A 22891-nucleotide genomic window follows, 5' to 3' on the forward strand; every position below is an offset into this window, starting at 1 on the left:
GAGGCACGCGGTCAAAGCGGTAGGCTCCGTAATACGATATTTTCGATCAGTTGCGCAAGACTGACCAGTTTTAGCGATTAGTCTCGCGGGCAGCGCTCTCTGCCTCAAGGAACGACAGCACGACGTCGGACAAACCGAGCAGTGGCGTGAAGGTGATGAGCATCAGACCCTTGGTCGTCATGAGGCGGATCAGCGCCTCGCCATAAACGTCGGCAGGCGGTTCTTCGTCCAGCCATATCCAGTGCTTGGCCGTGCCCTGAAACACGCGCCGACCTTGGTCATAGGACTTGAGGCCGATCGTGCTGGTGCCGCCGCTGACATGCTTGACCTTCACCACGTCGGCCAGACCGTCGACACCGCGCTTCCATGTCGCGCTGATGATCGCATCCTTGGGTATCATGCCGGTGCCATCGAAGGCCTTGCGCCCGGCTTCCCATGTCACCTCACCGAACAGTTCCTTCTGGATGATGTCGCGGGTGGTCTCGTTGGTGTCGCCTGCAGCCCAGCCGTGGTTTGCCCAGGGGAATTGTCGGCCTGCCCACCAATGTGGGTATCGCCCGGTTGCATGGCAGGCGCACTCGTAGCTACCTGCCACCGTCTTGCCGACGCGGTTGCCTGCCTGGAACAGCCGCTCGATGTGCGTTGCGCCAGCGCGGAAGAACTCAAGGTGGCGGGGGTAGAGGTGGCGCGCGTAGAAGATCGGCATCCCCGGCGCTGGGCTGGGGATCGTCTCATCGGGGAAGAACAGTTCGAGCCGGTTGGTCCGCCGCGCCAGAATTTCGCCCTCGGTCGTAGCGTACAACTCATCGATCAGGCCTGCGTCGAGCGCGTTGGCGAACTGCTCTGCATCAAACCGCGCCGGATCAAAGCCCGGCGCGGTGATGATGGCCTGCGCCAGGTCGGTGAGCGGTTTCACCGTCGGCCGGTCAGTGGGCGGTCGGGCTTGCCGCTGCGAGCGCTTCGGCCACGGCTTCGCGGACCCTCGCCGCCATGGTCACGCGCTTCACGTCGTCGGGCACGTCGTCATAGGCGTGGTTGTGGTTGTGATCGACGGTGCCCTCGATCGTGCGCTTGCCCGAGAACGCGCCGCCAGTTTCCTTCGCGGCCTGTTCGAGAAGCTGGGCCGCGCTCTTGTAGTTGCGCTTGGCGAACGCGATGGCGAACATTTCGTCCAGCTTGGCAATGCGGTACGTCGCTGATGCGATGGCGATGTTCTTGACGGATGCCTCGAACTCCTCGCGCGTCCGCGTCCACAGCGGCATCCATTTTTCCACGCCACGGCTGCGTGCGTGGTCCGTGTCGCGGATCACCGACAGGTCGTAAGCGCGCGCCTGGTACGACGGGATTTCAACGCCGAACTCCTCCTTGAATTCGCGCAGGACTTCGGCCAGCCGCCCATAGCAGGCGTACCGCATGACGAGCCACGTCTTCTGCTTGTCGTTGAGGGTCACGACGCCATCTCCTTGTGTGCGCGCTCGGCGATTGCCAGCCCGCCCTTGATGCCCTCGCGGAAGTTGCTGGCCATCGCCTTGACCGTGCGCGCCGTATCGCGCTGGTCCACCTCGCCAGCGAGCAGTAGGTTGGCGAACTGCACGCCAGCGAAGATCGAGCACGCCGTCATCACCTTGGACGCGGCCTCGCGCGGATCGGGCGCATCAAGCAGGTACTGCATCGTAGCCAGCCGCATGGATTCGAGGAGGCCTGCAACCTCCAACTTCTCGGCTTGGTCGGCGGCGCGGCGGAACTTCAATTCGTCAGTCATGAGGGTGTGCCTTCGATGATGTGGCGGGAGCGCGTTTGCCGCGCTTCCCGCCACGCGACCCGCCGGGCTGGCAGGGGGTGAACGGCTTGTTGGTGATGCGGACGACGCCGATTGCCCTGCGCCATGTAACGAGGATACCGCCGCGCTTATCGCGATCGCGGACTTCGTTGATGACCACGGCCAGCGCATGGGCTTCTGCGCGGTTGGTGAAGCGTTGCACGATGCAGCCGCTGTCGAGGAGGACGCCGAACAGGGTCATTGCACCTTGCCTTGCTCGACGGTGTACTCGCGCCGGTCCATGCTGTTGTGGACGCAGACCGGTCTACTCCAGTCGGGGGCGTCATGGACCTCAGGCTTGCACCAACACGCTTCGGAATACGTGTGCTCGCGCAGGTCATTGAGCGGGACGACGTGCCAGGTCATGCCATCTTCCTCCCGCACGTCCCACACGCAGCGGTGATCTGCGCTTGCCCGAAGATCGGCTTGGATTTAGCCGCAGCGACCATGTCCTCGATCCCAGCGGCAGCCGGGCCGTAGCGGGCGACCACGTCCACGAACTGCTCGACGTCGTGCGCGAGGATCGTGAAGATCGGCTTGCCCTCGACGTCGAAGCGCGGCTCGCCGTCACCGTCGCGCGCCTGCCCGGCGTGGCACAACTCGTGCTCGATCAGCGCGCAGAACGACCAGTCGTCGGCTTGCGCCGCCCATGTCGCATCGATGGTGATGACGATGTCGGGAACCTCCGCGAAGAACTCGCGCCAGAGCCAGTGCTGGAGCGCGCTCGACCACTTGCGCTGCTGCGCCTGGATCAGCCTGCACTCGCCCATCACGACCGCGTTGTGGTTGCGCTGCTCGGCGGTGGTCCACAGCCAGCCGATGCGCGCCTCGGCCAGATGATCGTGGCGCGGGTTGTGCAGCGGCCCGGCGGGATCGATGAACGTGCGCGCGACCCAATCGCCAAGCAGCGGGGCAGGGGCGAAGTCGTCCACCTCCGCAAGATCGATTGAAGGGCTGGGCCGCGTGTCACGCACCAGCTTGGCCGCGCGGTCGAACGGGAGCACGTCACCCATTGGTCTGTCCCTCATCCAACGGCCACGACAGCCAATCCTTGTTCGAGACGATGAACGGAGCGCATGTCGGGCGTCGCACCATCACGTACCCGTCGGCAGAGGCCATGAAGCGCACGAGACCTCCTCCCTTGAGGTGCGTCGGCATGATGCGACCCTCACGCTTTTTACCCATTGTGCTCGTCCAGTTTTGCGACGGATAGGCGCGCCAGCGATGCCATGTATGCGGCGGTCATCCACCGCACCGGCGCTCCGATCTTGACCAACGTCGCGCGCGCCTCGGCAAGCTGCGCCTGCAGCGCCTCCCAACGGTCGATCATACGCTGCAACTGGCCGTGCAGCGTCTCGGCGTGGCGCTCCGCCGCCAGCGCGCGATCCATCTGGCTCTCGGCCACCTTGTAGGCGTCCTTGGCCTCATCCTCCCACGTCACGCGCCAGAGCGGTGACGCGCAATTCGGGCAGTCATCCGGTTCGGGGTTAGCGAACGCGCCGCTGGGCGTGAGCGTCATCTTGACGAGGCGGAAGCTGCACCGGGGGCAGCGCAGCACGCCGGGCACGGTGGCAATAGCGACCGGCGCAGGCGGGGTCAGGCTGCTGATCTCGCGCAGCCGCACCATCGTGCAGGCGTGCGCGTAGATCGAGCGGGCGATGTCGCTTGGCTTGGCGCTGGCAACATTCGCGCGCACAGGGTCTGGCGACCAGTACGCCCCGGCCGCGTGGATGGCGAGCATGATGTCGTCGTCGGTGGGGGTGATGTCAGGCATCGATCCGCTCCACGGTCACGCGCCAGCGGCCCGGCAGCCCGCACTCCGGCTTGAGGTTGAACTCCAGCGATCCCTCCTCGACCTCCAGCCCCTCGGGCAGATTGATCGTGGCCATGTCGCGCATCACGCCGACGATGCCCGCGCCGATCTGCTTGTTCAGTTCGTCACCCATGGTTGGCTCCTTGCTGCTGTGCCGCGATCCAGTCCTGCGCCGCGCGCGCAGCCTCCACGTAGGCGCGGCTCGGTGTCTTGCTGTCCTCCTGGCCCGGCCGGAACGCGGCCCAGATGCGGGCGCGGATGGCCTGCGGCAGCGCGTACCAATGGCGACGGCAGCCCCACGCGGCGGGCGGCACATACGACGTGCAGCCGGGCCAGTGGCAGGTGTGTTGCTGGTGGTCGCCCTGCTTGATCGCCTCGCGGACGTGCGCGACCTTGGCGCCTGCATCGAACAGGTCGCCAGCGGCGGGCTGCTGCGGCGCGGGCTTGGTGGATTGCTTGTAGCGCCGCACGGCGTTGACCACGGCGCGCGCCTGGTCGGCGGTCATCATGCCGATGTGGCATTGCTTGCGATCCATGCTCAACTCGCTGGCCAGCCACGCATAGGCTTCGGCCCGGCTCATGCCGCCATCGCGCCAGAGCGGGTCGAACGCGGCGTGGGCGGCGCTGCGCGCGCGGCGCGTGTCAGGCCCGGCAGGCGTGCCCAGCGCGTTGTCGGTGCCGGGATGGCAGCCGCAGTACGCCCCACACCGGCACAACCAGAACCGCTTGTGGTGCAGGTCGGACCGGTGGGGGTAGATGCGCTCGCCGCCGACGGGGTGCGCGGGATCGCCGCATTCGGCGCACAGGGGGGATGGCGCGGGCGCGGGCATCGCGTCAGCGCTCCTTGTGCTTGGCGATCACGGCATCGAGCGCGTCCAACTGCTTGGCCAGCGCCTCATGCGCGCCGATCTCGGTCGTGGCGGTCGCGATGACATGCACGCCGCCGCCGCGACTTGCGCTGATGAACCATGGCTGGACATGCGGGATGCCAGTCGCGGTATCGCGGGGGGTGAAGACCTGCACAACGCTCACCAGCCCATGCGTTTCGCACAGGCTGGGCAGGGAGAATGGGGCAGTGCTCATCGTGGTTACGCTCCGATGAAGTGGGGGATGACGACGGGGGCCATGATGGTCAGCACGGTGGCGACCATCATCACGGCATCGCTGGTGAACTTGCGCGCCTGCAGGCCGATGCGGTTGGCCAACACCGGCTTGGGCATGAGGTTGGGGTATGTCTCGACGCGGGTGACGCCGTGCGCGTCCCAATGGCAGCGCGGGTCGATGTCACAGGCCTCGGCCCAGCCGCGCTTGACGTTGCTCTCGGCCTCGTCGCGCGTGGCGTAGGGACCGAGCAGGTAGGAAACGCGGGGGCCTTTCGGCCCCTCGCGCAACAGGGTGACGTAGAAGCCGACCTGCATCAGACCGCCTCCCCGCTGTCTGGCTGCACCCGTCTTCTGGGCGCGCTGTCCTCATCCACCGTGGCTCCGCGTCTTCTGGGTTCGCCGTCCTCCATGACGGCGCGATAGACCTCGTTGGCCACCTCGTTGTCGGTGTGATCCGCGATCAGTTCCTCGCCGGATTCATCGTTGCCCCAGATGAGGCAGAAGCTGCCCGCGCGGCGCTCATCGCCCGGCGTGCGGAACGCGATCACGTCCTCGCCGGTGGTGCAGAGCGCGTTGCAGACGGTCGGGGCGCTGGCCGACCGCTTGACGGTCCATTCCTCGCCGTCGTTGACGCTCAGGACATAGCCGCGATCGAGCAGTGTCTTGACCAGCCTGCGGGCGACACTGCGCTCGCCGGGTGTGGCGTAGCGCATGAAGCTGGACTGGCCGGTGATGGCGCGTTGGGTGTCGGCCATGGTTCAGGCCTCCCCTTCGCTGGTGCTGATCGTCTGCTGCATCGTGCCCGACCAGTCGCATTCCATGCACTCGACCTGGTCCTCCATGTCGCCCACAACCCACTCCTGCCGGGCAAAGTCCCAGCGGCTGTCGGACCGGCCGGACAGGTGATCGCGGTCGCCGCACTCGGGGCAGCGGTGGTGAACTTTGGCATCATCGAGCGCGGGGGCAGTGGCAGCGCCGACCTCGAACGAGAGAAACCGCATCGTCGCGCCGTTCTCGGTTTCGCCGGTATCACCCATCAAGTCGCGCATGTCGCGCGCGATGGTGGCGCGGCACTCGTCGGCGATGTCGCCACCGATCGTGGCGGTGCAGTGCAAGGTGACTGCGAAGGTGTAGGTGGTGTTATCGGGCATTGCATCTCACTCCGTTTGAGACTCCGACCCGGCGTCGGATGCCCGATAAATACCGTAATGAGATATTTCGTCAAGAGATGGACTTAGGGGGAGGCGGTATTGAGTCTTAAAAGGACTCAACCTCCGCGACCTTACGTGTGGTCGCGCGGCGCGCCGGAGGTGTCGCCGATGCCATCGTGGGTGAGGTGTCAGGTGTCGGTCACCGGATCGTGACGATGATCGCGGAAATTTCGATGTGTATCATAATTACAGTTGCCGACTGATTTTTGGTGTGTATTGATAATATATCAGGCCGGCACAGGGCCGGCCACAACGGAGTGACCCACATGACCAAGATCATCTCTGCCCCGCTCGCTCAAGTTTACACCGGCGGCAACGGCCACTGCGAATATCTGGTCGATGGTGATGACCTGCAGGCCCGCGCGGATGCGGTTTGCGACAAGGACTGGCTTGCCGCAGGTCGCCAGGCGGAAATCCGTAGCCGCGACCTGCGGCTGTGGGGCGTCCAGTTTTCTGATGGCGGGCGGGTCGATATGGTTTTTGACAGCCTCTCCGCTGCTGAGCGTTACGTCGCTCGCTGCGCTTGACACCTCCGGCCGCTGGCGATCGTCCGCGTCCTGACCAAGTAAGCTGAGAATGAGGTAATAATCATGCGCAATCTCAAGATCACCATCCTCGCTAATGGCCATGCGGCCCCGACTAACCGCCGCAATCCGCGTGGTTATGCAGGAGGCAATCCGGTTATCGAGATCACCGACATCCCGGATAACGTAACCGACGTTGAGGCTATATCCGCCTACGATCGCTGCGTCATCATGCCGGTCATGCACGCCACCATGCCGATCCCTTGGCCACGCATCGCAGAAAGCCACCAAGGACAAATCATTCACCTCACGCGCGGCCGCCCTGCAAAAGGTGATGCCAAGTTCGTCCGCGTCAACATCACCCTTAGCCCAGAGACTCTGGCGTTGATCGATGCCCAACCCGAGGCGCGATCCAAGCTGATCGAGCGGTTGATCATCAAGGCGTTTGGGTGACGCTACACCAATCTGGCAGACTAACCCCCACAGGCCCCGCCGCGCTCATGCGGTGGGGCCTTTTGCGTCAGGCTCGCAACTGCGCTGCCACCTTGGCCTTGATCCGCTCCAGCTCGTCACGCGTGACCAGATCGGCATCGACAGGTGGCCGCCATTCTGTGTGGTGCTTCCAAAGCAGGTGCTTGGCGCGACTGACGACGAACTCGCGGCGAGCGGTGCGGGCCTCGCACGCCTTGAGCACCTCGGCAGGCGTCGGCATGAACGTGCAGGTGCGCAGCAGGTCATCGAATGCCGCGCGCAGGTCCGTGAGCGGGACGTTGCGCAGGACGCGCCAGTAGAGATCGAGCCGCTCGTGTGCTTCTTCGAGCGTGGTCTGGCGTTCCTTGGTTGCCATCGCCAGGCGGGCGATCATCGTCTCGATCTTGGTCTGGTCAGGCATCTGCTGGGGAGGCCTTGGCGCGTCGAGGAATGCCTGCAGCGCAGCGGCAGCCTTCGGGCCGACGACTGGCGTCTCACGGCTAAGGATCACCGCGCGCAGCCTGTCGCTCAGCGGCGGCTCTTGCGAGCGCATTGGTAGGTTCGTCACGGTTGAACTTTCGGGCATCGTCATACCTTCCGTGGGTGAGTTTCTGCTGCATCCAGGCCACCGGATTGTCGGGCGGGCGCTTGAGGTCGATCCATTCGGCGATCGCGTCGATGATCCGGCCATCGCTGTGCTGCTTGCGCCACTTGCCGATGATCGCACCGGCCTTGCGCTGATCCAGCCCGGCTTCGACCAGCTTGGGCATGGCCTTGTCGAAGATCAGCTTGGCCGGATCGAACGCGGGAGGATCGACCGGCGCTGGCGGTGATGGCGGTGGCGGTGGAGCGTCATCGACAACGACCTTCACCCCGTCGTCAGCGGATACGACGGGGGGGTTTTCGGGGTCGGATTCAGCGGGGGGTAGGGGGGCATCAGAATCGTTAGATTCTGATGTAGGTGGAGGTGGAGGTGGAGGGGTATTACCATCGAATGTACGGTCGTATGGGTCGCCTTCAATGTTTTCAGTACGTTGCGCTCCCCACCGTGCTTCAATATTTTTGCGATTAGTCTCACTTTTTTTGCGCACATAAGTCGCTTCTTTTTGGAGACGCTTCTGGGAAATCCGACCGCTGTCGACGGTCCAAAATTCGAGGATCGTGGGCTTGATGATGAGCCATTTGCGCAGGCTCAGGCCGGTGATCCGGGCCAGCTTTTTGTCGTCCAGCGGGAGCGTGCAATCGTCCTGCCGCCACGCGGCCATCAGCAGAAGCAGGTATGCGCCATGCTCCTCCGTGGACAGGTGTGTGGTGTCCGCGAGGTAGGCGTCGGCGAACAGCGGGATGGCGGCCGGCTTGCTGCTCATTGGCCATCCACCATCTGCGCAGCGAGTTGCATCTCTGCTCGCGCAATCTTTGCTGCTTCCGCCGCCTCGAAGTCCGACGAATGTAGTGCTGCGTCGTAGACAATCACGCGCCCATCATCGCCGATGATCTGCCACACGAACCCGTCGCGCAGGCCGGGATCAACCGCCACGCGCAGCACCTCGAAGGCGAATGGCGTGCTCATGCGGGCCTCCAATGGGTGATGTCGAACGGGTGGTCATGCATCCCGAACGCCCAGCGCGTGGCTGGCGCGCCCGCGCGCGCGGCGGTGATCGGCCATGGCGCGGGCGGCTCTATCCCGTTGCGCAGGCGCACGTAGGCGTGCGTGAGCGCAGGCGCGTCCTCAGGCTCGCCAGGGACGTGTGTGGGCGGGTTGCCCAGGTTGGGGTGCCAGCGGGTCATGCGGCCTCGCCTGAGCACCATGCGCCACACTCGCTGTCGGCAGCATCCTCCTCGACACCATCGAGTTGCAAAAGCGGGCTTGATGCGATGGCACGCCGAATTTCAGCAATGCTCATCCGGCCAAATGCAAACTGGCGCTCGACCTCATGTGCCTCCCACCAGTCGAGACCAGAAGGGTTCATGCGCGCACGCGCTATCCGCGCCTTGTCAGACAAAAACGGGCAATGGTCGCAGTTGCCAGTTCCGCGCCTCAACTCCAAATCAAACGCCTGATGCGACCAAAATGAATCCACGTCGCTGCGCCGCACACCTGCATCGGCAAGTGGGAAAGCAAAGCGGCGATCGACGTTTCGGGGCTTGCGCGGCAGTTCATAGACCCGGTCTCGCTCATCGGCACGAAAACCGATTACCTCTGTGTATTGGCCGGGTCCGAAGCCCAATGTCGCAGCGTAATCGAACAGCACTTCGACCTTGCATAGCTGGGTACACCAGCGCCCACGCAGCGTTGAAAAGATCGACTGCTTTCGCTTGATCAAGCGGTCGAGTGGTTCGCCATTTCGGGCTGCACTGTTGTAGCCAACGAGGTCGATGCGACCACCGGGGCCAACGCTCCGAAGGTCGGTGACGAACTCCAACCATTGCACCTGCACTGCCCATCGCACGCTGCACTCGTGGACAAAGCGGAGGGTCTCCTCACGCTCGCGGCCGGTATTCGCGAACGCCACATGCACGTCGATGGGCAGAACCCCGCCGTGCGCCTGCAGGATGCGGAACAGCATGTAGGCGCTGGTCCTGCCGCCGCTGAACGAGATCAGCGCGGGACCGGAGATGAGGAATGGATCGCTCATCCCAGCGCTTCCACCGCCTCGGTGATCCGGCGCACAGCCGTCTCGAAATGGGCGGGATTGTGCTCGATGCCGACGAAGCGCTTGCCCGCGCGCACCGCGGCTACCCCGGTCGATCCGGTCCCCATGAAGGGGTCGCACACGGTTTCGCCAGCCACGTTGCGCACGATCTTGTCCATCACTGCATCTGGCTTCACCGTCGGGTGGCCGAACTTGTCGGCACCGCGCGGCGACATCGCGACGATCTGGCGATCGAGGTCGGCCAATTCGCCTTGTGGATGGAAGCCGTCGTTCCACGCGTGAACATAGAATTCCATCACCGGTCGGTAATGCTTGTTGGCGACAGGCTGCGGGTTCAATTTACGCCAGATGCAAACTGCCTGCCGTTTAAATGAGCCGTCTAGGTATGGGAGCAGCTTCGGCAATTGGTCATTGTGGCAGAACACCACCACCGCGCCGCACATCAGCGGATTGATGATGCTGTGGTCAAATCCCTGATCGAGCCCCTGCTCCATGATCTCGTCCATGCCCGTGCGGCTTTTGCGGTAGTGCCCACCGCCAGCAGCGCGGAATACATAGGGCGGGTCCATCACGTCGGCGTCCATCCAGCCCAGCGTGGGCCGGATCGCGTAGGAATCGCCCAGGTAGAGTCTGGCCGGGCCGATATTGACGATGGTGCGGGACATCACTCGCCCTCGCGCGTGTCGATCCACGCGCAGACCCGCGACACGAGCCAGTCGTGGGCATGGACGATGATGATGGCGGTACAGGCCAGCGCACCGGCTGCTTGAACGACGGTGGAGATCATGGCTGAACCTCCAGCATCGCGCGTGCCTCGGTCGGTCCGATACAGGCTGAGAGTGTCGCGTAGTCAGACCGCAAATGATCGGGGCAGCGGGGCCAGTGCTTGGGTTTCTGGCCGGGCAGCGCGGGCGGCAGGCCGAAACGCCGGGCCGCGTAGGTCACGGCAGCCGGGGTCACACCGAAGCGCCGCGCCACCGAGACGCGGGTCTCGCCTCGGTGCAGGGCTTCCACCATCGCCTTGTGCAGATTGCGGCTGTCGCGCAGGGTGCGTGAGGGGTGGCTCATACGAGCACCCCCCACTCACGCAGGGCATCGAGGCCTTCCTCGACCGAGCGGAATACGCGGTGCCGCACGCCCTCGCGTTCGCACCAGGCACGGAAATCATCCTGCCCGGCCGTCAGTCCGTTCTTGCCGTACTTGGCCTCCAGCGCGGCGGAACCATCGGCCCACTGGAACACGAAGTCGGCCACGCCGATGTGCATCCCCATGGCGCGCGAGATCGCCGCGCGCACGCCGGTGCGGTGGCCGTAGCAGAGTTCGTTGGCCGGGTGGAACCAGACCCCGCGCAGGCGACCATCCAGCGTGGCCGCGCGCAGTTCGTTGGCGAACCGCACGCACATCGCATCCTCGGGCTGCACCCGCGTGCGCGGCGACAGTTTAACATAGGCGAGGACGCGCGCCAGATAGATCGGCACCCGCATCACTTGCGGCTCTCGATCATGGGAAGCGCCAGCCAGTCGGTTAGCGGCTCGGCCTCGTACTCGCGCCAGACAGCTTCGTAGGCGATCAACTGCTGGTCGTGCAGCCGATCCTGCACAAGGTCGACAAGGCCAGCGTTCGCCAGCGCGCGCAGGCGGTTGGTGACGCGCTGCATCAGCGTGTACCCCGCGCCGTGGGTATCCTCCAGCACGGCCGAGAACGTCTGGCCGAACCGGCAGACGAAATAGACCAGCCGGTTCCCCGGTACGGCGGCTCTGACGAAACTTTCGACCTCTCCGGTCGAGCACGAACCAATGTGCATTCTGCACCTCTCGTTGGGGATGAGGGTGCAGCGGGTTGGTGGATTCGCGGGGTGTAATGACTAAGCCCTGCCAGGCCCCGCGTTGACGTGCCTGCCCCGAAGGGCGGCTCCGCATCTACCATGCTTAACACCTCCTGCCGCTGCTCAGGAGGCCGGATGCCCTGGCGGACTATCTGGTGTTATTCGGGGGTGCCGTAGAACAGCGGGCAGTTGGTCGCCTCGGCCACCGTGTTGCAGCCATCCTCGAAGGCGTGCGTCAGCACGCGATCCAGCCCCCACAGTTCGTACTTGAAGTGCAGGCCGCCGGCCGTGCGCGTGCGCAGGCGCACGGCGATGCGGTAAACGTCCTGGCTGTTGGCGAAGACCGGGATTTCGATGATGAACAGGCTGGGCACGGTGATGTTTTCACCGCGCGCGTTCACTGCACCCGATTGCTCGGTGCGCAACTGGATTTCAGTCGCGCCGTTCTGCAGCTTGTGATGACCACCGACGACCACGTTTTCGGCAATCGTCAGACCACCGGACAGGTCATAGAGCGACGTGGGCGTGGCCAGGCCCGAGAAGCCGACCGTGCCGAGCAGTTTGCGGATGTCGTCGTTCAGTTCGGCCGGATCGTTGACGTGCAGCACGTCGATGAACCGGTCTTCGAGGAACTCGGAAAATTCCACGTTGTTCAACAGCTTGCCGTTGAACTTGACCCACGCCTTCCATTCCTCGGACAGCGGAAAGTCAAAGCGGGCCTTGTGCCCCTGCCAACCGGGCCGGGCCTGCGGCACGCTCATCGTGCCGATGTCGCCATCAGGCGTGACGCTCTCCCAGTTGAGCGCCGGATGATAGTCGATAACCGCCACCAGCGACGGGCGATCCTTGCTGTCGGCGGCGAACAACGCGGTATCGGCGGTGCGGAAGCGGTTGACGTGGTCGATCAGGCTGTCGACCCGCGTCAGGATGGCGGTGCCCTGGCGACGCTTCGGTGCCTCGCGGAAAGCGTCGAACCATTTTTCGGGGAACGGCTCCATGCCGCCGCCGGGCTTGGCGATGACGGGGGCGGTCACGCCGGTCCCCGGCTCGGTCACATCTCCGACGGAGGCTTGCCCTCTGAGGAGCGCCCATTCGGTCGTCTTCTCGAACAGTTCAGCCGTGCGATCGGCCACCGTGGCGCGATATGCGCTGGTGGTGACCAAGGTCCGGCCAATCTCGGCGAACGTCTCGCTTTCGTTGGGCGCACCACGCGCTGCTGCGCTGGAGAGGCCTTGTTGGGCCTGCAAGTCATGCATGGTTTCTTCCGTCACAGGACGGTACTCCTTTCAGCTTGGGGGTCAGTTGCGGACGTTGCGAGGCACGCTGGTCACGTCGCGCACGGTGCCGAACAGCGCGCCCTGGCGCGGCATGTTGGGCGTGAACAGGTTGTCGGGGGTGAGCCACGCGAGGCTCGACTTGCGCGGCAGCTTCGGCTTCTTCACCGTGAAGTCGCCGCTGATCCGGTAGAAACCGTCCGGATCGCGCACGATGCCGATCTTGAGGGTGACGTCGGCTTTCAGCTTGGTGCCGTTCATGGCGAACTGGTCTTCCATGTCGGCAGCCAGATCGCGCAGCGCCGTCGAGACATCGGCATCGAACTGGCCGTTCTCGATCATGCGGACAAAGTCGGCGAGGGTATTGGCCGTGGGGTAAAGCCGTCGGCCATCGGCAGCGACCGGGCCGGAAGGCTGGTCGGTATCGTCAGGTTGGGACATTGGCATGGTCCTGCGCACTGATGGGGATGGTGGCCTCCGCGCCCGCGCGCCGCCGCAGTTCCTCGAAATCCTCAAACTGGATTTTCCCGCCGGAGTACCGGCGATAGGCATCGATCAGTTCGGGGCTGGGGAAGATGTGACCGCGTTCGTGCTTGGAAACCGTCGATTTGCTGCGGACGCCGATCAAATCGGCGACCTCTTGCAGCCGCATGTTGCGGCTCTTGCGGTATCGTCTCGGGTCCATAGCCCCGCATGTGTATCCTATTAGGATATTAAATCGCAAGGCGCAAAAATGTCGCCAGACGAAATTCCCCGAAATGGCCGATTGCGGTATAAGGCGTCATGTCCAGGATATATGCTCCGAACCGCATCCGCGATCTTCGCAAGGCGCGCGGGATGACCCAGCAGGAGGTTGCTGATGCTCTCGGATGGGAAACCACCAAGGGCACCATCGCCAAGCTGGAGAACCGGGCGATGGCGCTCTCGCTCGACTATATCCTCGGCATTGCGCAGGCCTTGGGCGCTCACCCGGCCGAAATCATTGATGGCAGCGCGGGCAGTAATGGCCGCAAGGTTCCGGTGCTTGGCGCAGTGGCGGCAGGTAATTGGCGTGAGGCCATAGGGTTCTCTGATGAGACCATTACCATCCCCGATTCGCTGCGCGGGCCTAATCTGTTTGCCCTGCGGGTAGATGGCGACTCGATGGACCGAGTAGTACCCGACGGCGGTTTGGCGGTTATTGATCCTGACGATTTGAGCCTGATTGACGGGCGCATCTACGTCGTGTGCAACAGTTCGCACGAGACGACGATGAAGCGTTACCGCGCATCGCCGGCCTCGCTCATCCCGGTATCGAACAACCCCTCGCACAAGCCGATTGAGATCGGACGTGAGGCGTTCCAGACCATCGGCCGCGCAATCTACGCATTGCAACCGCTGTAGCCGTGTCGGCGCTCGCGCAGATGGGCATTGTCCTGCTGGCCGCGCCTGCGGTCGGGTGGCTGGCGCACCGCACTCAGCAGCACCCGCGCCTGGGCAAGATGCTCGGCGCAGGTGCTGCCATCATCATCCTTCTGACACTCGCCTGGTCCATCCTGACCGGCGAGTTTCTGCGATTCGCGCCGGGCGCTGACAGCGATCCCGGTTACGGCGAGGACCACCCGATCCCCTAGAGTGTCGTTTTACGACATTTTTAGGCTTGCAAAAACGACTCATTACGATACTTTTCGCTTCGAACTAGCGGAGAGTTCATTCCATGCGTCAGTTTCCCCGAGCCGCCGCAACACCCACGCCCCCCAATCCGGCTCTCAATACCGCGCCCGCTGATGTTGCGGGCGGGCGCGGCAACCGCTTCGACGGCATTCCAGTATCCGGTATCGATCCGGTAAACGGCTTCACCTTGATGGTGACCGACGAGGACGACGGCGAAGGGTTCGTGACCGCGCTGTATTTCGCGCGCGGTGCCGATGGCGATCAGGTCATCCATCACAGCCGGTTCCGCTTCAATCCGACGCAGGCGCGCTTCAATGCGCTGGTCGCGTTGGGCTTCCCGCCCACAATCTCCGGCTTCCCCGGCCCCATTGTCGATGCCGACATCGACAAGTGGTTGCGCAGCCATGAGGCCTGCCGCCGCATCTTCGCGCGCGCCGACGGGATCGCATCGTGATCCGCGAACTGCGCATCGCGGTCGCGCTCGTGCGCGCCACAGGCGTCTACCGCTTCTGGCTCGGGCTGTTCGTGGTCGCACTGGCCCTGTCGGCCGGGCTGCACCTGCTCATCATCATCTTCGCTCTGACCAAGGGGTGACCATGCTCATCAACCTGATTTTTCTGCTGTCGGGCGGCACTGCGGGCTTCGTGCTTGGCGCGCTGGCGCGCCGTAGCCCCAGCGCCGCGCCGCGCCAGCGCCGCATCCTCGATCACGACCAGCCCGCGCCCATGCGCAGCGCGTACCGGAAGATCGTGTGATGGCCGAACCCGAGAACCCGGCGGCGTTCCCGCATCCGTCCGGCGCACAAGATTGCGACGGCATGACCCTGCGCGATTGGTTCGCTGGGCAGGCGTTGGCTGGGATCATGGCCAAAAACGGCCCTACCGAGGACGCCGAGTTCGTTGACGCCTATTGGGCCTACGACATAGCCGACGCCATGCTTGCGGAACGGGAGCGCCGGAAGTGACCCGCGCCAGCCTCATCTACGGCCAGGGCGGGCCGGCTACTGCCACAGGCGGGATCGACGTCAGCACGCCGCGCGCCGGCTTTTACCGGACACGGCTCGGGCAAGGCACCATCCGTGTCGGTATCCGCCTCTGGAATGGCCCGCCGCACGATCCCGTGACCGGCGAGGTGCTCGATCGCTCCTGGCGATGGCAGGCCGAAGCCAATGGCCGCTTCATCGACTTCGACCGCGTCTGGCCCAAGTGCGCGGACGATCCGATCACGGAGGCGGAATACGACCGCTACGTGTCGCGCCACGAGTGGGCGCAGAGCGCCGCGCCTGACAGCGCCTACGCCAAGGTCGGGCGCAAGCATGACCCCCTTTCCACCAGCACACCCCTGCCTTTTTGACTGAGGAGAATCCGTAATGTCCGCGACCAAACCCATTTTCGATAACGTGGCCCCATGGCCTGAACAGAACCCGCGCGCAGTGATGGGCGGGAACAAGCCCCCGCTGGAAGAACTGATCCCCGTCGAGTTTCGTGCCGCGTTGCTCGCCGAACGACCCGACTTCCTCACCCGCTTCGATGATCTGGTTGCGGCTTCGAAACGCGCGCGCGCGGAAGATGAGGAAACGCTTGGCCGGTGTGGCGATCTTGTCGTCGCCTACCGCAAGTGCGCCTCGCACATCAACACCACGCACGAGGCGGTGAAGGCACCATACCTGCTGGGCGGGCGGCTCGTTGATGCCGAAAAGAAGGCGCTTTTGGCCCGCCTTGATGATGCCAAGGTGCGCGTCGAGCGCATTGCCAACACCTTCGTGGCGCAGCGCGAAGCCGAACAGCGCGCCGAGCGTGAGCGGATCGCGGCGATCGAGCGCGCCCAGGCGGAAGAATATGCAGCGGCCGAGCGCGAGCGCCAAGCCGCTGCTGCCGCCGACGACATCGAGGCGATCGTGTCTGCTCCGGTCGTGCCGCTGGCAGTTGCCCGCGAACGCATTGAGCCGGTGCGCTCCGATGCCGGGTCCGTCGTGTCTGGCAAGCAGGCGTGGGAGAGCCAAGTCACCGACTACACGCTCGCCTTCATGGCGGTCGAGGACAATCCCAAGGTCCGTGAAGCCATCGACAAGGCTGTCGCTGGTCTGGTCCGCGCGGGCAAGCGCACCATCGAGGGCGTCCGCATCTGGCCGGTCCAGAAAGCCAACTTCCGCTAATTTTCACCGCAGGAGAACACAATGAATGCTCCCCCCAATAATCTGCCTGCTGAGAGGCGGGCAACACCAGTCGACGTGCTCAAGGCCAATCTAACCAAGCGCACCGATGACTTTCGCGCCGTTCTGCCATCGCACATCAAGGTCGAGCAGTTTCAGCGCGTCGTGGTGACGGCGACCTTGTCGAATCCCAAGCTGCTCGAATGCGATCGGCAAAGCTTCCTCATGTCGGCCATCAAGCTGGCGCAGGATGGGTTGCTGCCGGATGGGCGCGAAGCCGCACTGGTGCCGTTCAAGTCCAGCTACAAGGATGAAGGCGGGCAGTGGCGCGACAAGTGGCTCGTGCAACCGATGCCCATGGCCTACGGGCTGCGCAAGAAAATCCTGCAGAGCGGCGAAGTCCTCTCGCTGCAGGTCGGCGTGGTCTATCTGGCCGAGATCGAGAGCGGCCACTTTCTCTATGAAATTGGCATCGATCCGCCGATCCGCCACCGTCCCAAGTTGGACATGACCGAGGTCGAAATGGCCGATGACCAGTTGGTCGCCGCCTATTCGATCGCGCGTATCAAGAATGGCGAAGGCGAGCCATTCTGGTCCGTCGAAGTGCTGCGCCGCGCCGAAGTGCTCAAGATCAGGAACATGAGCCAGACCGGATCGACGGTCGATCGGTATGGCAAGCCGCGCAAACCTTCCGGCCCATGGGTCGATTGGGAACCGGAAATGTGGAAAAAGTCGGCGTTGCGTCGGCATTCCAAGGTGCTGCCGATGAGCGGCGACTTGATCGATGCGATCGAGCGCGACTTCCGGGGCGACATGGAACGTGAAGCTGCTGCTGAAAGTGCGGCCACGTTGCTGACAGCGCAGGCCGACGGTCCGATCGTTCTGCCGTCGCACGATCCTGCAACCGGCGAATTGACCGATCAGAGCGGCACAGAAAGCGGTGCAGCATTGCAGGTCGATTCACGCGGGATGACCGATGTCGACGAACAGACGGCGCGCAGGCTCGATGCAGGCGACACGTCGGCGCAGGGAGCATCCGAACGCCAACCGGCTGACGATCCGGCACCGCTTGATCCTCACCGGGGTCAGCCTTGGGCGGAGAAGCGCCGGGAAATCCTTGATCTGGCGGCCGACGCTGCAACCGTTGGCGACTTCAAGGCAGCCGATGCCGAATTTGTGCGGCATGGCGTTGCGTTCCCCGACGCCGTCAAGGCTGAAATCGAACAGGTTCTGCTTGCCACCCGCAAGCGCCTTTCGCGCCCCAAGGCGTAACGGAGCAGGTCGATGAAACCGACGTGGCCCGCTGCGGTTGCTCGAAGGGTCGGGCTTTCCGGCGCCATCGACTTCACGCCAACGCGGGTTGGGCTGACTATTCACGTCCCGTGCGAGAAAGGTCAGCACACCGTCGATGTGCGGATGGAGCCGGGGGTTAATCCCGATGCCGTGGTCAAGCGAATGCTGGCCATGGGATGGACCGTCGGTTCCAAGCCCACCTGCCCAGCCTGCAGCAAAACCAGAAGACCCAAGGAGGAGGGGCCTATGCCCGCAGTATCCACCAAATCCGCACAGGCACCGATGCAGCCGTCTCCCACCATGTTCAAGGCACAACGGGTGGTCTGCACTGCGCTTGAAGAACACTTCGATGAGAAGGCCGGGGCCTACCGCGCCGGGCATACCGACGCGACGATCGCGAAGGAGGCCGGGTGCAGCGAAGTCTACGTGAAGCAGTTTCGCGAGAACGCATTCGGCAAGCTGCACGAGCCGCAGGAACTGACCGAGATCAGGAATGGTCTCTCCGATGTTCGCACCGAGGCGTCCCTCTAACACGAGGATCTCTCTAAGCGCCTTGATGCCCTCACTTCCAAACTTTCGACCATCTGCAAGTCGCAGGGCTGGCCGATCCCGGCCTGACCCCCAAACCAAGGAAATGACCATCATGCCCATCTATCTCGTAACCGACCGGATCACCGGGGTCGAAACCATGGTCGAGGCTGGCCGACCGCAGAACGCGCTGGCGGCGCTGATCGCCAACCGGTTCGGCGTGTCCGCTGGCCTCGATGCGGGCGAAGCCCTGCGCCACATGCGTGCTGGCGTCGTGTTCATCGAAGCCGTTGCCGCGCCCGAGGCCGAGCAGGCCAGCGATACCGGTGAAACGCCGCAGCCCACCCCGTCCACCGCCGAATTGACGGTGACGGGCTGGGACGACGGCGACGATGAAACCAACCCCTTCCAGCGCCGGTCGAGCGACCCGCTCGATGAGTTCGATCCGGCCTACGCCGAGGTTGACGAATGAGCATCGCGACCGTCACCGCGCGCCGCTGGGGCAACGGCACCTATCAGGGTGCTGGTCGTCCCCGCGTGTGCCAGAGTACCGCTATCGCGCCGGGGCATCGCTCCCGGCGCGGTCCCGGCTCCATCACCTGCATCGACAATCAGGCCGCGCTCCTGCCCGACGTGCTGCGCGAGCGCGCGAGGCGCGCGCTGTACCTCGCCTGCGAGCGCGCGCCGATAGGCTGGGAGAACGGCAATGGCTGATGGCACCAACATAAGCTGGACCGAGGCGACGTGGAACCCGATCACCGGTTGCTCGGTTATCTCGCCCGGTTGCACGAACTGCTACGCGATGAAGCTGGCTGGCGCGCGGCTGCGCGATCACCCTTCGCGCAAGGGCTTGACCAAGCAGGTCAACGGCCAAGACGTGTGGACCGGCGAAGTGCGGTTCAACGAGGCATGGCTTCGCCAGCCGATCGAATGGGGCAGGCCGCGCATGATCTTTGTGTGCGCCCATGCCGACCTGTTCCATGTGGCTGTGTCGCGCGAATGGGTGGATCGCATTTTCGCGGTCATGGCGCTCTCGCCGCATCACACCTTCCAGGTGCTGACCAAGCGCGCCGACATCATGCAGGGCTACATGACCGATCCCGAAACGCCGCGGCGGATCGCGCGCATCATTTGCGACGACTACCATGACCTGCCCGGTAAGCGCATTCTGGCACCGCTCGCCAACCGCGCCGAGGAATCAGACCCCGAGCACGTCACATGGCCGCTCCCTAACGTGTGGATGGGCGTGAGCGTCGAGGACCAGAAGCGCCTTGATGAGCGTACACCCATCCTGCGGGCTACGCCTGCAGCCTTTCGCTGGATCAGCGCCGAGCCGCTTCTCGGTCCGCTGGCGTTTGATCCGTGCGACTTGGCCAGCCTCGACTGGCTCGTCGTCGGCGGCGAAAATGGCCCCCGCCCAATGCACCCTGATTGGGCGCGCTCGCTGCGCGACCAGTGCGCCGTAGCTGGCGGAGTGCCGTTCCATTTCAAGCAGTGGGGCACATACGCCACGGTGTTTGATCGCGACGTCGAAGACCCTGACTGGCGCGATTGCGGCCGGTGGCAGCACGAGCGGCCCAAGGGGCGCTGGCACAACCTTGCTGGCGGCACCGGCTTCCACGGCGAGCGCGTCGTCTACGTCGATCCCGTCGGCAAGAAGGCCGCTGGCCGCTTGCTTGATGGCATCGAGCACAACGCGATGCCGGAGGTGCGCCGTGGGTGATCGGGGAATCATTTTCAGCGCGCCGATGGTGCGCGCCCTGCTGGCTGGCCGGAAGACGCAGACGCGACGGCTTCTGCGGAACCCGGAATACTTTGGGTGCCCGACCGGAGATTGTCCGCATCAGACGCAGGCTGAGTGCAATGCCGCCATGGGGGCGTTGACCGTGAGCGATACTCGTTATGCCCCCGGCGACCGGCTCTACGTGCGTGAGGCGCACTACCTGACCGATGACGGCCACAATGAGCGCGCCGTCTATGCGGCAGATGGAGCCGAGGATCATATCACGGCCATCAAGGATTTCCGCCACAAGGCTGGTCTGTCGGCGGAATGGGAGAAGCGCCATACTCGATTGCGCCCCTCGATCCACATGCCCCGCTGGGCCAGCCGCCTGACCCTGACCGTCACCGAGGTACGCGTCGAGCGGCTGCAGGACATCAGCGAGGCGGATGCGGTCGCTGAGGGCTGCGTCTGGGATAGCGCGGATGGTTTCGACGTTTGGTATGTGCCCGGCGCGCAAATGCCACGTCACGGCGCGACCGCGATCGAATGCTATTCGCTGCTCTGGAACACCCTGCACACCGACCCCGGTGCGCGGTGGGAAGATAACCCATGGGTCGTGGCCATCTCGTTCGACGTGCGGAACGGCAACATCGATACGGAGGCATCCAATGCGCAATGATAACGGAAGCACCACGTTCTCATTGATCCTGCCCACGCTACTGGTGACCGGCTACCTGCAGGATCAGGACAAGATCGCGCAGCGCGTTGCCGAAATTCTCAACGCGCATTGGGACAGCCACGGCCAGCCTGACCCGCGCGATGCACAGACCGCACAACTGGCGGCGGCACTGCGCGGCCTAGTGCCGACGAACCTCTGCACCAGCAATGCGAATGTGGCCGATGATGCATTGGTCCCCATCGACGCAACTATGGGTGAGGTACGGGCTGCTGTCGCAGCGCTGGCGGCGACGGAGGCATCCAATGCCTGACCGCCCTCGCTACAGCACATGCGGCAAGCAGGTGCTGCGCGGCAAGCAGGACGTCGCCCAGGCGGCTACGCCCGATCTCGCCCGCGCCATCGCCATCATGCTCAACCACGGAACGCCGACCTGCGACACGCCTGTCGAGGAAGTGCAGACCGTCATCAGAGTGCTCTGGTCATGACCATTGAAGAACATACCGAGGCAACCTTGAAGCCGTGCCCGTTTTGCGGGAGCGCCTTGGGCATTCGCCGCAGCGTGAATCCATACGGGCGATGCAATACCGACGGATGCTGGATGCATGACCGGAAGATCATCGTACCGATCGATGACGGTATGCAAATCGAACAATGGAACACCCGCGACCAAGCCGCCTGGAACGAGGGCTATAATGCCGGGGCTTTGGCTATGCGGGATGCGGGAGAAGGTGCCGTCGAACACTGCATCCCTAAACCCGCTGGATACGCAACAAGCCACACCAATTCTATGCGAGTGATTGGCTATGACTGCCTGAGCGCCATCCGCGCTATCGACCCCGCCAGCCTGAGGAGCGAGTGATGACCAAGGCTCGCAGAGCGCACGTCACCGAGAGCCGGTTGCAGCGCGCCATTGCGGCGATGCAGGCGACCGGTGAGCGCATCGGCGGGTTCGAGATCACCGACGATGGCACCATCCGCGTATTCACTGCATCATCTGCACCGGCTACACCAGCCAACTCATATGACTCATGGAAGGGTAATGGTTCCTGATGGGCAGCGGCCCGCACATCGTCAAGAAAACGCACCCCAGCCTACCGGTGCGCTGGTATGTTTACGCCTGGCGAGGTGGACCGATGGTGCATTCGGTGGTGGGCGGAACTAAGCCTGCACTCACACCTTCCCTGATCGACAAGATCGCAGAAGCGCGCCGGGAGCGCCACATGAGTGGCGATACTTCCAAGATCGCGGGACTCATCGACGCATACCAGACCAGCCCGGAGTTCAAGAAGCTGGCCAAGAGTACATTGCCAACGATGCAAATGTGGTTGCAGCGCATTAAGGACAAATTTGGCCAAGCACCTATCGCTGCGTTCGAGGACCGGCGCATGAAGGGTGACATTCTTGATTGGCGCGATCAATGGGCCGACAAGCCCCGCACGGCGGACATGGCAGTGAGCCACCTTTCGCGCCTGCTGTCATGGGCACAGGCTCGCGGCCGGGTCAGCGTCAACATCTGCGACGGCATGGCCAAACTGTACGAAAGCGACCGCTCGGACATCATTTGGGAGCAACATCACTTTGATGCCTTTTTTGCCAAGGCTGCGATCGAAGTCCGAGAGGGTGTTGAACTGGCAGCCTGCACCGGCCTGCGTCGAGGCGATCTGGTCGGGCTGCCTTGGGATGCGGTGGGCGATCACGCGATCCTTTGGCAGACCAGCAAGAGCCGGGGCAGGAACCGCATATATGTGCCGCTAATTCCCGAGACTCTGGCGCTGCTTGAGCGAATCAAAGCGCGCCATGCCGCCGAAATGCAAGCGCAGCGGCCACACCGCCGCAAGCCGATGCCCAAGACAATCCTGTCTAACAGCCGGTGGCAGCCCTGGACTCCCATGGGATTTGGCAGCCGGTTCAACGACGCCAAGGTGGACAGCAAGATTGAGGTAAACCTCCATGACCTGCGCGGCACATTCGTCACGCGCTGCATCATGGCGGGACTAACCGATCAGCAGGTTGCTGATATTGTCGGATGGGGGACCAAAGACGTAGCCGCCATTCGTATCCGATACGTAGACCAAGCGCGAGTCGTGGTGGACTTGGGCAAGCGGATCGCCAGGACCAGTGTAAACCGGCTGTAAACTTCCCATTTTTGATGGACGCTAAGTGTTTGAT

The 22891-nt window shown here is 63.9% G+C and carries 48 protein-coding genes; 21 read left to right on the forward strand and 27 right to left on the reverse strand.

Features of this window, described 5'->3' with window-relative positions:
- Positions 1 to 70: 70 nt before the first annotated feature.
- From LDN95_RS15090 to LDN95_RS15155, 14 genes are read right to left on the reverse strand one after another with little or no spacing between them, the layout of a single operon-like run.
- A complete protein-coding gene (locus tag LDN95_RS15090) occupies positions 71 to 916 on the reverse strand; it encodes a terminase large subunit domain-containing protein (RefSeq protein WP_226018424.1) in 846 nt (281 codons plus the stop codon).
- 10 nt (positions 917 to 926) lie between these two features.
- Positions 927 to 1451 carry a DUF2280 domain-containing protein gene (locus LDN95_RS15095; RefSeq protein WP_226018425.1) on the reverse strand — a complete coding sequence of 175 codons (525 nt, stop codon included), beginning with the start codon at positions 1449 to 1451 and terminating at the stop codon, positions 927 to 929.
- Positions 1448 to 1762 carry a hypothetical protein gene (locus LDN95_RS15100; protein WP_226018426.1) on the reverse strand — a complete coding sequence of 105 codons (315 nt, stop codon included), beginning with the start codon at positions 1760 to 1762 and terminating at the stop codon, positions 1448 to 1450. The genes LDN95_RS15095 and LDN95_RS15100 overlap by 4 nt, the downstream gene beginning before the upstream one ends.
- Positions 1755 to 2021, reverse strand: coding sequence for a hypothetical protein (locus LDN95_RS15105; RefSeq protein ID WP_226018427.1), 267 nt, complete (start codon positions 2019 to 2021; stop codon positions 1755 to 1757). The genes LDN95_RS15100 and LDN95_RS15105 overlap by 8 nt, the downstream gene beginning before the upstream one ends.
- Positions 2018 to 2185, reverse strand: coding sequence for a hypothetical protein (locus LDN95_RS15110; RefSeq protein WP_226018428.1), 168 nt, complete (start codon positions 2183 to 2185; stop codon positions 2018 to 2020). Before LDN95_RS15110 ends, LDN95_RS15105 begins: the two co-directional genes overlap by 4 nt.
- Positions 2182 to 2832 carry a putative metallopeptidase gene (locus tag LDN95_RS15115; protein WP_226018429.1) on the reverse strand — a complete coding sequence of 217 codons (651 nt, stop codon included), beginning with the start codon at positions 2830 to 2832 and terminating at the stop codon, positions 2182 to 2184. The genes LDN95_RS15110 and LDN95_RS15115 overlap by 4 nt, the downstream gene beginning before the upstream one ends.
- Positions 2825 to 3004, reverse strand: coding sequence for a hypothetical protein (locus tag LDN95_RS15120; protein ID WP_226018430.1), 180 nt, complete (start codon positions 3002 to 3004; stop codon positions 2825 to 2827). Before LDN95_RS15120 ends, LDN95_RS15115 begins: the two co-directional genes overlap by 8 nt.
- The gene (locus LDN95_RS15125) at positions 2997 to 3593 is read right to left on the reverse strand and encodes a hypothetical protein (protein ID WP_226018431.1); all 597 of its coding nucleotides are present in this window, start codon (positions 3591 to 3593) and stop codon (positions 2997 to 2999) included. Before LDN95_RS15125 ends, LDN95_RS15120 begins: the two co-directional genes overlap by 8 nt.
- Positions 3586 to 3765: a hypothetical protein gene (locus LDN95_RS15130; RefSeq protein WP_226018432.1), complete on the reverse strand. Its 180-nt coding sequence runs from the start codon at positions 3763 to 3765 to the stop codon at positions 3586 to 3588. Before LDN95_RS15130 ends, LDN95_RS15125 begins: the two co-directional genes overlap by 8 nt.
- Complete coding sequence (locus tag LDN95_RS15135) at positions 3758 to 4462, reverse strand: zinc-finger-containing protein (RefSeq protein ID WP_226018433.1); 705 nt, start codon at positions 4460 to 4462, stop codon at positions 3758 to 3760. Before LDN95_RS15135 ends, LDN95_RS15130 begins: the two co-directional genes overlap by 8 nt.
- Before the next feature lie 4 nt (positions 4463 to 4466).
- Positions 4467 to 4715, reverse strand: a complete 249-nt coding sequence (locus tag LDN95_RS15140) for a hypothetical protein (protein ID WP_226018434.1) — start codon at positions 4713 to 4715, stop codon at positions 4467 to 4469.
- A 5-nt stretch (positions 4716 to 4720) separates the two neighbouring features.
- Positions 4721 to 5050: a hypothetical protein gene (locus tag LDN95_RS15145; protein WP_226018435.1), complete on the reverse strand. Its 330-nt coding sequence runs from the start codon at positions 5048 to 5050 to the stop codon at positions 4721 to 4723.
- The gene (locus tag LDN95_RS15150; protein ID WP_226018436.1) at positions 5050 to 5490 is read right to left on the reverse strand and encodes a hypothetical protein; all 441 of its coding nucleotides are present in this window, start codon (positions 5488 to 5490) and stop codon (positions 5050 to 5052) included. Before LDN95_RS15150 ends, LDN95_RS15145 begins: the two co-directional genes overlap by 1 nt.
- Before the next feature lie 3 nt (positions 5491 to 5493).
- Complete coding sequence (locus LDN95_RS15155) at positions 5494 to 5886, reverse strand: hypothetical protein (protein ID WP_226018437.1); 393 nt, start codon at positions 5884 to 5886, stop codon at positions 5494 to 5496.
- A 326-nt stretch (positions 5887 to 6212) separates the two neighbouring features.
- Between LDN95_RS15155 and LDN95_RS15160 the strand changes: the two genes are divergently transcribed.
- Together LDN95_RS15160 and LDN95_RS15165 are read left to right on the forward strand one after the other, a co-directional pair.
- Positions 6213 to 6473 (forward strand): hypothetical protein, encoded by a 261-nt coding sequence (locus LDN95_RS15160; RefSeq protein ID WP_226018438.1) that lies wholly within the window; start codon positions 6213 to 6215, stop codon positions 6471 to 6473.
- Positions 6474 to 6536: 63 nt separating this feature from the next.
- Positions 6537 to 6923, forward strand: a complete 387-nt coding sequence (locus tag LDN95_RS15165) for a hypothetical protein (RefSeq protein ID WP_226018439.1) — start codon at positions 6537 to 6539, stop codon at positions 6921 to 6923.
- Positions 6924 to 6990: 67 nt separating this feature from the next.
- Here LDN95_RS15165 and LDN95_RS15170 read toward each other — a convergent pair whose 3' ends face one another.
- From LDN95_RS15170 to LDN95_RS15225, 13 genes are all read right to left on the reverse strand, one after another.
- A complete protein-coding gene (locus tag LDN95_RS15170; RefSeq protein ID WP_226018440.1) occupies positions 6991 to 7452 on the reverse strand; it encodes a hypothetical protein in 462 nt (153 codons plus the stop codon).
- Positions 7442 to 8308: a DUF1376 domain-containing protein gene (locus LDN95_RS15175; RefSeq protein ID WP_226018441.1), complete on the reverse strand. Its 867-nt coding sequence runs from the start codon at positions 8306 to 8308 to the stop codon at positions 7442 to 7444. The genes LDN95_RS15170 and LDN95_RS15175 overlap by 11 nt, the downstream gene beginning before the upstream one ends.
- Positions 8305 to 8511, reverse strand: coding sequence for a hypothetical protein (locus tag LDN95_RS15180; protein WP_226018442.1), 207 nt, complete (start codon positions 8509 to 8511; stop codon positions 8305 to 8307). The genes LDN95_RS15175 and LDN95_RS15180 overlap by 4 nt, the downstream gene beginning before the upstream one ends.
- Positions 8508 to 8729: a hypothetical protein gene (locus LDN95_RS15185; protein WP_226018443.1), complete on the reverse strand. Its 222-nt coding sequence runs from the start codon at positions 8727 to 8729 to the stop codon at positions 8508 to 8510. The genes LDN95_RS15180 and LDN95_RS15185 overlap by 4 nt, the downstream gene beginning before the upstream one ends.
- On the reverse strand, positions 8726 to 9577 hold the full coding sequence (locus tag LDN95_RS15190) for a Nin-like protein (RefSeq protein WP_226018444.1): 852 nt from the start codon (positions 9575 to 9577) through the stop codon (positions 8726 to 8728). The genes LDN95_RS15185 and LDN95_RS15190 overlap by 4 nt, the downstream gene beginning before the upstream one ends.
- Positions 9574 to 10260 (reverse strand): DNA methyltransferase, encoded by a 687-nt coding sequence (locus LDN95_RS15195; protein ID WP_226018445.1) that lies wholly within the window; start codon positions 10258 to 10260, stop codon positions 9574 to 9576. The genes LDN95_RS15190 and LDN95_RS15195 overlap by 4 nt, the downstream gene beginning before the upstream one ends.
- On the reverse strand, positions 10260 to 10382 hold the full coding sequence (locus tag LDN95_RS23185; RefSeq protein ID WP_255630925.1) for a hypothetical protein: 123 nt from the start codon (positions 10380 to 10382) through the stop codon (positions 10260 to 10262). Before LDN95_RS23185 ends, LDN95_RS15195 begins: the two co-directional genes overlap by 1 nt.
- A complete protein-coding gene (locus tag LDN95_RS15200) occupies positions 10379 to 10663 on the reverse strand; it encodes a hypothetical protein (protein ID WP_226018446.1) in 285 nt (94 codons plus the stop codon). The genes LDN95_RS23185 and LDN95_RS15200 overlap by 4 nt, the downstream gene beginning before the upstream one ends.
- Positions 10660 to 11079: a hypothetical protein gene (locus tag LDN95_RS15205; protein ID WP_226018447.1), complete on the reverse strand. Its 420-nt coding sequence runs from the start codon at positions 11077 to 11079 to the stop codon at positions 10660 to 10662. The genes LDN95_RS15200 and LDN95_RS15205 overlap by 4 nt, the downstream gene beginning before the upstream one ends.
- Positions 11079 to 11399 carry a hypothetical protein gene (locus tag LDN95_RS15210; RefSeq protein WP_226018448.1) on the reverse strand — a complete coding sequence of 107 codons (321 nt, stop codon included), beginning with the start codon at positions 11397 to 11399 and terminating at the stop codon, positions 11079 to 11081. The genes LDN95_RS15205 and LDN95_RS15210 overlap by 1 nt, the downstream gene beginning before the upstream one ends.
- A gap of 179 nt (positions 11400 to 11578) precedes the next feature.
- The gene (locus LDN95_RS15215; protein ID WP_226018449.1) at positions 11579 to 12691 is read right to left on the reverse strand and encodes a DUF2303 family protein; all 1113 of its coding nucleotides are present in this window, start codon (positions 12689 to 12691) and stop codon (positions 11579 to 11581) included.
- A 27-nt stretch (positions 12692 to 12718) separates the two neighbouring features.
- Positions 12719 to 13135, reverse strand: a complete 417-nt coding sequence (locus LDN95_RS15220) for a hypothetical protein (RefSeq protein WP_226018450.1) — start codon at positions 13133 to 13135, stop codon at positions 12719 to 12721.
- Positions 13122 to 13379, reverse strand: coding sequence for a helix-turn-helix transcriptional regulator (locus tag LDN95_RS15225; protein WP_226018451.1), 258 nt, complete (start codon positions 13377 to 13379; stop codon positions 13122 to 13124). Before LDN95_RS15225 ends, LDN95_RS15220 begins: the two co-directional genes overlap by 14 nt.
- A 98-nt stretch (positions 13380 to 13477) precedes the next feature.
- Here LDN95_RS15225 and LDN95_RS15230 point away from each other — a divergent pair, with 98 nt between their 5' ends.
- The 19 genes from LDN95_RS15230 to LDN95_RS15320 all read left to right on the forward strand — a co-directional run bounded on the left by LDN95_RS15230 (position 13478) and on the right by LDN95_RS15320 (position 22857).
- A complete protein-coding gene (locus LDN95_RS15230; protein WP_226018452.1) occupies positions 13478 to 14077 on the forward strand; it encodes a LexA family transcriptional regulator in 600 nt (199 codons plus the stop codon).
- Between the two features lie 2 nt (positions 14078 to 14079).
- Entirely contained in the window at positions 14080 to 14307 is a 228-nt protein-coding gene (locus LDN95_RS15235) for a hypothetical protein (protein WP_226018453.1), read from the forward strand.
- Positions 14308 to 14390: 83 nt separating this feature from the next.
- Positions 14391 to 14801 (forward strand): hypothetical protein, encoded by a 411-nt coding sequence (locus LDN95_RS15240; protein ID WP_226018454.1) that lies wholly within the window; start codon positions 14391 to 14393, stop codon positions 14799 to 14801.
- Entirely contained in the window at positions 14798 to 14941 is a 144-nt protein-coding gene (locus LDN95_RS15245) for a hypothetical protein (protein ID WP_226018455.1), read from the forward strand. Before LDN95_RS15240 ends, LDN95_RS15245 begins: the two co-directional genes overlap by 4 nt.
- Before the next feature lie 2 nt (positions 14942 to 14943).
- Positions 14944 to 15102 carry a hypothetical protein gene (locus tag LDN95_RS15250; protein ID WP_226018456.1) on the forward strand — a complete coding sequence of 53 codons (159 nt, stop codon included), beginning with the start codon at positions 14944 to 14946 and terminating at the stop codon, positions 15100 to 15102.
- Complete coding sequence (locus LDN95_RS15255) at positions 15102 to 15311, forward strand: hypothetical protein (protein WP_226018457.1); 210 nt, start codon at positions 15102 to 15104, stop codon at positions 15309 to 15311. The genes LDN95_RS15250 and LDN95_RS15255 overlap by 1 nt, the downstream gene beginning before the upstream one ends.
- Positions 15308 to 15700: a hypothetical protein gene (locus tag LDN95_RS15260; protein WP_226018458.1), complete on the forward strand. Its 393-nt coding sequence runs from the start codon at positions 15308 to 15310 to the stop codon at positions 15698 to 15700. Before LDN95_RS15255 ends, LDN95_RS15260 begins: the two co-directional genes overlap by 4 nt.
- A gap of 16 nt (positions 15701 to 15716) precedes the next feature.
- Positions 15717 to 16502: a hypothetical protein gene (locus LDN95_RS15265; RefSeq protein ID WP_226018459.1), complete on the forward strand. Its 786-nt coding sequence runs from the start codon at positions 15717 to 15719 to the stop codon at positions 16500 to 16502.
- 21 nt (positions 16503 to 16523) lie between these two features.
- Entirely contained in the window at positions 16524 to 17771 is a 1248-nt protein-coding gene (locus LDN95_RS15270; protein ID WP_226018460.1) for a recombinase RecT, read from the forward strand.
- 12 nt (positions 17772 to 17783) lie between these two features.
- The gene (locus LDN95_RS15275) at positions 17784 to 18323 is read left to right on the forward strand and encodes a hypothetical protein (RefSeq protein WP_226018461.1); all 540 of its coding nucleotides are present in this window, start codon (positions 17784 to 17786) and stop codon (positions 18321 to 18323) included.
- Between the two features lie 103 nt (positions 18324 to 18426).
- Positions 18427 to 18792, forward strand: coding sequence for a hypothetical protein (locus LDN95_RS15280; protein WP_226018462.1), 366 nt, complete (start codon positions 18427 to 18429; stop codon positions 18790 to 18792).
- Positions 18789 to 19034, forward strand: a complete 246-nt coding sequence (locus LDN95_RS15285; RefSeq protein WP_226018463.1) for a hypothetical protein — start codon at positions 18789 to 18791, stop codon at positions 19032 to 19034. The genes LDN95_RS15280 and LDN95_RS15285 overlap by 4 nt, the downstream gene beginning before the upstream one ends.
- Positions 19027 to 20043, forward strand: coding sequence for a phage Gp37/Gp68 family protein (locus tag LDN95_RS15290; protein WP_226018464.1), 1017 nt, complete (start codon positions 19027 to 19029; stop codon positions 20041 to 20043). Before LDN95_RS15285 ends, LDN95_RS15290 begins: the two co-directional genes overlap by 8 nt.
- Positions 20044 to 20206: 163 nt before the next feature.
- Positions 20207 to 20722: a hypothetical protein gene (locus tag LDN95_RS15295; RefSeq protein ID WP_226018465.1), complete on the forward strand. Its 516-nt coding sequence runs from the start codon at positions 20207 to 20209 to the stop codon at positions 20720 to 20722.
- Positions 20712 to 21032 carry a hypothetical protein gene (locus tag LDN95_RS15300; protein WP_226018466.1) on the forward strand — a complete coding sequence of 107 codons (321 nt, stop codon included), beginning with the start codon at positions 20712 to 20714 and terminating at the stop codon, positions 21030 to 21032. The genes LDN95_RS15295 and LDN95_RS15300 overlap by 11 nt, the downstream gene beginning before the upstream one ends.
- Positions 21025 to 21207 carry a hypothetical protein gene (locus tag LDN95_RS15305; protein ID WP_226018467.1) on the forward strand — a complete coding sequence of 61 codons (183 nt, stop codon included), beginning with the start codon at positions 21025 to 21027 and terminating at the stop codon, positions 21205 to 21207. The genes LDN95_RS15300 and LDN95_RS15305 overlap by 8 nt, the downstream gene beginning before the upstream one ends.
- The gene (locus tag LDN95_RS15310; protein ID WP_226018468.1) at positions 21204 to 21581 is read left to right on the forward strand and encodes a hypothetical protein; all 378 of its coding nucleotides are present in this window, start codon (positions 21204 to 21206) and stop codon (positions 21579 to 21581) included. The genes LDN95_RS15305 and LDN95_RS15310 overlap by 4 nt, the downstream gene beginning before the upstream one ends.
- A complete protein-coding gene (locus tag LDN95_RS15315) occupies positions 21581 to 21772 on the forward strand; it encodes a hypothetical protein (RefSeq protein WP_226018469.1) in 192 nt (63 codons plus the stop codon). The genes LDN95_RS15310 and LDN95_RS15315 overlap by 1 nt, the downstream gene beginning before the upstream one ends.
- Positions 21772 to 22857 (forward strand): site-specific integrase, encoded by a 1086-nt coding sequence (locus tag LDN95_RS15320; protein ID WP_226018470.1) that lies wholly within the window; start codon positions 21772 to 21774, stop codon positions 22855 to 22857. Before LDN95_RS15315 ends, LDN95_RS15320 begins: the two co-directional genes overlap by 1 nt.
- Positions 22858 to 22891: the final 34 nt, after the last annotated feature.

The sequence above is a fragment of the Novosphingobium sp. FKTRR1 genome (assembly GCF_020404405.1).
Classification (GTDB): domain Bacteria; phylum Pseudomonadota; class Alphaproteobacteria; order Sphingomonadales; family Sphingomonadaceae; genus Novosphingobium.